At 41.2% G+C, this 6459-nt stretch carries 5 protein-coding genes and 1 pseudogene; 5 read left to right on the forward strand and 1 reads right to left on the reverse strand.

The window, feature by feature from the left end; all coding sequences use genetic code 11:
• Positions 1 to 2070 (reverse strand): hypothetical protein (locus F6K13_RS12970; RefSeq protein ID WP_287287570.1); only part of this gene is annotated, 2070 nt, incomplete at its 3' end.
• Positions 2071 to 2455: 385 nt separating this feature from the next.
• Between F6K13_RS12970 and F6K13_RS12975 the strand changes: the two genes are divergently transcribed.
• From F6K13_RS12975 to F6K13_RS12995, 5 genes and pseudogenes are all read left to right on the forward strand, one after another.
• Complete coding sequence (locus F6K13_RS12975) at positions 2456 to 3286, forward strand: phosphate ABC transporter substrate-binding protein (RefSeq protein ID WP_287287571.1); 831 nt, start codon at positions 2456 to 2458, stop codon at positions 3284 to 3286.
• On the forward strand, positions 3243 to 4121 hold the full coding sequence (gene pstC / locus F6K13_RS12980; RefSeq protein ID WP_287287573.1) for a phosphate ABC transporter permease subunit PstC: 879 nt from the start codon (positions 3243 to 3245) through the stop codon (positions 4119 to 4121). The genes F6K13_RS12975 and pstC overlap by 44 nt, the downstream gene beginning before the upstream one ends.
• A gap of 273 nt (positions 4122 to 4394) precedes the next feature.
• Positions 4395 to 5333 carry a phosphate ABC transporter permease PstA gene (gene pstA / locus F6K13_RS12985; protein ID WP_287287574.1) on the forward strand — a complete coding sequence of 313 codons (939 nt, stop codon included), beginning with the start codon at positions 4395 to 4397 and terminating at the stop codon, positions 5331 to 5333.
• A 22-nt stretch (positions 5334 to 5355) separates the two neighbouring features.
• On the forward strand, positions 5356 to 6180 hold the full coding sequence (locus tag F6K13_RS12990) for a phosphate ABC transporter ATP-binding protein (protein WP_287287576.1): 825 nt from the start codon (positions 5356 to 5358) through the stop codon (positions 6178 to 6180).
• A 48-nt stretch (positions 6181 to 6228) separates the two neighbouring features.
• A pseudogene (locus F6K13_RS12995) lies at positions 6229 to 6459 on the forward strand (hypothetical protein); the annotation flags it as partial.

The raw sequence follows: 6459 nt of genomic DNA on the forward strand, positions 1-6459 counted from the left end.
TGGTTCTGTATTTTTGATGAAGTAATCTAAGTTGATATGTTGGCCTGCCGTGCAATTTGTCTCAGCTATTCCCTCTACAGACACAGTACATGATGGAAAACCACCTTCTGGCGTATATGTGTACTTTTTGACATCACCTTCTACCGTAACAGTTGCTAACAAGTAGCTTTTTGGTCTGTTAGCCTCCTGTTGCTGTTGTGTCGTCAAGTCAGTGTCAAGGTCAGAAACTAGATAATATGTATCATTTGCTTTACCTCCTACTACAAGAAGCTCTACTCGAGCAGCAGGTGGTAATAGAACTGAGTTAGTTGCTACTGGATGTGCAACAATATCACCGTCACGGGCTAAGATATAAAAGTTTGATTTACCCCAGGGTTGGGTAAATTCAGGTATCAATCCTATAGAACCTGTTACAGCAGCTTTTTTTATCTGACCTTCTTGTTGCTCATCAGCATCAGTTTCACCTGTTATACGACCACTTATCTTGAATGATACCTCGCCTTTTTCCTTTTCCTCGTAATCCGTTACAGTTGCTCCTGATTGTATAACAATATTTTTCGTAATGCCTGTATTACCATTTGTCTTTTCTACTTGAGTATCAGATGTGGTCATGTTATGGTCTGCATTAAGGGTAATGCTTTTTATGTCACCAGATATTGAAGCATTTGCATCCGAATCTGTTACATCACCATTCAAACTAGCTCGTCCAATAATTTCTTCCTCATCACTGGGTTCAGATAGAGTCTCTAAGGCAATATTCATGTAACTATCCGCGCCTATATTAGCAATGCGCCATAACTGAATCTCTCCAGGCTGGATGGTTATTTTTGGGTTGACTTGACTATTGAGAACGAAACAATCCTCTGAGTTATCTGGGTCCAGAACATCATTAAAGTCCTTAAACAACATCACTTGTTGAGCTATTTGTGGCTTAAGACTGTTGGCTTCAAATATAGGCTCTTCTTGAGCTTCAAGCTTCATATACCCTCGAACAGCTGTGGGTGCAGTGGGTGGTAAAAATTGTCCGTAATACTCCTCATTTCCCTTAATAATAATGCCACCTGAGAGACCACCCAGAACCTGTTGGTCACTAAGTGAGTGGGCGTGGGAATGATACCAAAATAGTCCAGACTGATGGACATCTGGAATCAGGAAGTTCATATTGTATTCAGTTATCGGACCACCATATTTAGGCTTGGCTGGATCGTCAGTTGGATAATAACCGCCAGGAAGTTTTTGTAATGAATCGGTGGTTGAATCAGGTGTTGTTTCGCCAAGTGGGGGGACTGGTATTAACTGATATTGGTTATCACTAAATGAATTATAAGTGACACTTACATCGTCACTATTTACAGTTCCATCAAGTTTTATTTCACCTTCCCTTCGAGTTGGGATATCTATTGGGATCGGCGTCACATTAGAGGGAACATCCACCAACACATCATCAGCACCCAGTAAAGGTGATACGTTGAAGCCATGATAATGAATATTAGTGTATTGAGATACACTCTCTAAATTTTCTTTTGTTTGTGGTAAACTTCCCGCCAATTGAACATTTACTGGTAAGTCATTGATGAGTTTTACGTTTAAGACGTTATCAACTCCTTCCTCCTGACTAGGAGATACCTCTATAACAGGGGGCGTATAGCTTGGAGGCAAAGTTTTCTCTTCAAACCTGCCATTCTCCCTAATCATAGCTCTAGCCTCGTAGACGTAGCCTTGGTACTCTGTGTCTTCTCCTTTGCCATTTCCTTCTAACGTGAATGGGGCCTGAGTTGCACGTAAAGTAACTGGACCTTGATCCGCATCTGCAAATGGCGGATTTTTAAATTCTGGCTGCTTTTGACTTGTTGGATCTAAACTTAAATCTAAACTTGGATCTGAACGCCTAAGTGTACATACATTAACAAAAGGTAGCACAGGATTACTAGCGACATATTGCCCTGTAGGTAACTCTACAGCAGGTCGTACATCAGCGATCGCTTCCCCGGTAAAGGTACTAACAAAAGTAAACGTGCCCACTAAGAACACAATCATTACCCTGCGTAAGAACAAGTACAAATGGTTCATAAATTTAACGTAGATAATAGTCCACTAGAATCAGTATGACAGCTTGTCAAACTTGAGAAAATGTTTGTAGCAAAACTTTACATTAGCGATTTTTTTGCCAAGAAATGCACAGCAGGGCAAACGCATCTAAATTTTTTTGACAAATCACCAAGAAGATAATTTCAAAGCCAATGACTCCAATCATGTTTGTTGACATCCTCCGGTCTCAACAAACATTTGGGGATTTTTTCTGATAACTTTAAGGCTCTACGGCTAGTCTAATAGCAATAAGCACAGAAGGGTTAACTACTTAGCATAGGTTGATAGGTACAACCACACAATTTGACAATTTTTTTTGCCACTTTTAAGATTATATTTAGCAACAAGTCTAATAAAAAATAAATTCATGAAATTTAGACTAGGTTCATTCATCCTGCTTCTATGCTTATATTTGCAGAGTTGTACTCAATCTCCTGATGAAAAATCTGAGCAACAAAAGCTAACTTTAACAGGAGCAAGCACTGTTGCTCCTTTAGTTTCAGCTTTGGGTAAAAGATTTGAAGAGCAAAATCCAGGGATTCGTATTGATGTACAAACAGGTGGTTCCTCTCGTGGACTAGCAGATGTGCAACAAGGACTTTCTGATATTGGTATGGTTTCTCGGACTCTGACAGCAGAGGAAGCCGTTGGAATGGAAGTTTTTGTCCTGGGAAGGGATGGAATTAGCATCATTATTCATGCTGATAACCCCTTAACAGAAATTACTAGCAAACAAGTCAAAGCTATCAGCAGTGGTCAAATCCAAAATTGGCAAAGCTTAAATGAAATTGATGCTCCGATCGCTTTTATTCACAGAGCAGAAGGACACTCAACACTAAAGAAATTTCTGGAATACTTTGGACTGAATAACTCACAAGTGAAAGCAGATGTGGTCATAGGAGATAATCAACAGGGCATAAAAACTATTGCAGGTAATCCCAATGCTATTGGTTATGTCTCCATTGGTGCTGCGGAATATAGTATGCAAGAGGGTGTATCCATCAAGCTTTTGGCACTGGATGGTGTTGAAGCAACCAGTGAAGCAGTCGCCAATGGGCGTTTTCCCTTGCTTCGGCAATTAACTCTGGTGACTAAAGGAAACCCTACTGGATTAGCAAAAGATTTCATCGCATTTGTTCAGAATGAAGAAAATTATGATATCATTCAGCTACAAAAATTTGTGCCCCCGAAAAATTGATTGGGTTTTAGCGTGGACTGTACGAGGAATTGCTTCTGTAGTAGGTATACTCGTTGTAATTATTACAGGGTTCTTGATCGTTGAATCCTTACCAATTTTTGATGACATCGGGATATTAGCCTTTTTTACCGATTCTAGCTGGAGTCCGGCTCAAGGATTCTATAATCTCACCCCAATGTTGGTAGGTACCCTATTAGTGGTAACAGGAGCAGTTGTGCTAGCGACTCCCGTAGGGATTTTGTCGGCTTTGTTCTGCCACTATTACGCTCCTCCTTTCCTAGCTAGTTTCTACCGTCGCTTACTAGAGTTAATGGCGGGATTTCCTGGAGTGATTTATGGACTCTGGGGATTGGTTGTGTTAGTGCCACTAATTAATCACCTCCATCCACCAGGAACCAGTTTACTAGCAGGAATACTAATGTTAGCTCTACTGATTATTCCCACCATTGCCCTCACTGTGGATGCGACTTTAGCAGAGATGAACCAAGTTTATTGGCAGGGAGCAGCTTCTCTGGGATTGTCCCGTTGGGGGACGATTTTGGGAATTATGCTACCCGCTGCGCGACTGGGAGTATTTACTGGTATTATCTTAGGTATTGGACGCGCTCTAGGGGAAACAATGCTGGTGTTAATGGTCTGTGGTAATGTGCCTCAGATTCCAGATACACTGTTCGATCCGATTCGGACTTTACCAGCTAACATTGCTTTGGAAATGGCTTTTGCCCTGGGAAATCATCGTTCATCCCTGTTTGTCAGTGGATTGTTGTTGCTAGGAGTTAGTCTGTTTATAGCGTTTTTGGCAGAAGCGATCGCTGAAGAAAAACACATATACTAAAGAGGGAAAAGAGGGAGTAGGGAGAAAGAATTAATGAACAAGAGTAGCATAATTGATGTTATTTTTGATTATTGGAGATGTCTAATAGCATAATTATGGCTGGCTGATTAAATCTTAAACCATTAACAATAAATAAAATAATAAAGGTTTTACTATTTTTGCGGCTTTTCAACAGTGCCTGGTTTTCACTCTAATACGATCAAAAAGTTAGCATTTTAGGCAGATAAAGACAAAAAATTTACTCCCCTACTCCCCCACTCTTTAAGAAGTTCCATGGCTCCCTTTCCTTTTAACTCTCATACTCCCCATCCTTCTAAAGGTTCTAAAAAACGGGAATTTTTGAGTGACTCTCACAATCATCGGCATCGGAATAAGATTGCTTTTCGAGACCGAGTCTTAAGCATCATTGTCTGGTTCGTCGCTTTGTCTGTTGCAGCTAGTTTTGCCTTAATTCTGGGGCATCTGGTTTGGCATGGATCTAGCCATCTATCTTGGGAATTCCTAACCACAGACCCTGAAAATGCAGGTCGGGAAGGAGGTATTGCTTCCATATTGGTTTCAACAGCATTGATTTTAGGAGTTTGCTTGGGAGTATCCCTGCCCCTGGGGTTGGGAACTGCCATCCTGTTATCTGAATTTACTGCCTCTAATAACTTATTTAGTCGGTTGCTGCGACGCAGTTTAGATATGTTGGCAGGAGTTCCTTCAATTGTCTTTGGTTTGTTTGGCAATAGCTTTTTCTGTGTCACCCTTGGTCTTGGCTTCTCTATCCTTTCTGGAGGATTGACCTTGGCCTGTATGGTACTGCCAATCTTGATTCGTTCTATTGAAGAAGGGCTGCGAGCTGTTCCTAACGAATACCGTTTTGGCGCTGCATCCTTGGGAATTTCACGCACTAGCACCCTGATTCATCTACTATTACCTGCTGCTGTTCCCAGTTTAATAGCAGGCTTAATTTTGGGAATTGGGAGGGTAATTGCTGAAACAGCAGCGTTGATTTACACCAGTGGCTATGTCGATCGCCAACCCACCTCTTTATTTGATTCTGGAAGGGCCTTGTCCTTACATATTTATGAGCTATCGATGAATGTCCCTGGCGGGGATGATAATGCTTATGCCTCGGCTGTGATATTAGTTATATTTATCCTGTCGATCAATACCATAGCAATTTTCCTAGGGAAGCAATGGCATAATCGCAGTATTCAGCAGTAAAAATGTATTATAAATAACATTAATGATTCAGTTTTCATCCCAGGCAAAACCAGTCATTTCCCCTCCTACGGACAACAGGAGCTTTCCTAGCTTATCCACGGATCGGCTCAGTTTATACTATGGCCAGAAACAGGCACTAGAGGACATTACCCTGTCAATTCCAAAGGGTTCTATCACTGCCTTAATTGGCCCATCTGGTTGTGGTAAGACCAGCTTTTTATACTGTCTCAATCGTTTAACGGATATCATCCCTAACTGCATAGTTTATGGTAATGTTTGGTTGGGCGATTTCAATATTCTTCACCCTAAAATTGATACTATCGGTCTCCGCCGTCGGATCGGTATGGTTTTGCAGAAACCAAATCCTTTCCCATTCTCAATCTGGAAAAATATTGCTTTTCCGTTGAAGGAGCATGGTATTATAGAGCGTCGGAAAATTAATGGAATTGTTGAGAGGGTACTCACAAATGTTAAACTCTGGGACGAAGTTAAGGATAGGCTTACAGCCTCAGCGTTGCGCCTCTCTGGAGGTCAAAAACAACGTCTTTGCATAGCCCGTACCCTAGCTTTGGCTCCAGAAATTATTTTGATGGATGAGCCTTGTAGTGCTCTAGACCCCATTTCTAGTGGGGTTGTGGAAGACTTGATTGCCAGTTTGCGGGGGAAATACACTGTGGCGATCGTCACCCATAACCTGGCTCAAGCTCGACGCATTGCAGACTATGTTGCGTTATTCTGGGTGCAGTCTGGCTGTGGACGCTTAATTGAATTCGGCCCAGTTGAGCAAATCTTCCAGAATCCCCAACATTCTATTACAGCAGAATACATCAATGGTCAGCGTGGTTAAGGAAATCATACCACACAATAAGAATCCGAAAGGCTAATTGTAAAAAAAATGAACCAAAATTTACTGCTATCCACAGACAACTATTATTCCCAGTTGAGGGAGCAAGGTAAAAGTATTTACAATATCTGGGAAGAAGGAAAAGCCTATAAAGACTCGATAACACCAACAATTTACAACCAAAACTACCGAGAATTTATTACCAAAAAAATTGAATCCTTGGTTAACTACGAAGTCACAAGCAATATTTTAAGTATTGGGAGTGGTAACGCTTTTGTTGAA

Source organism: Okeania sp. SIO2B9, from assembly GCF_010672505.1.
Lineage (GTDB): Bacteria > Cyanobacteriota > Cyanobacteriia > Cyanobacteriales > Microcoleaceae > Okeania > Okeania hirsuta.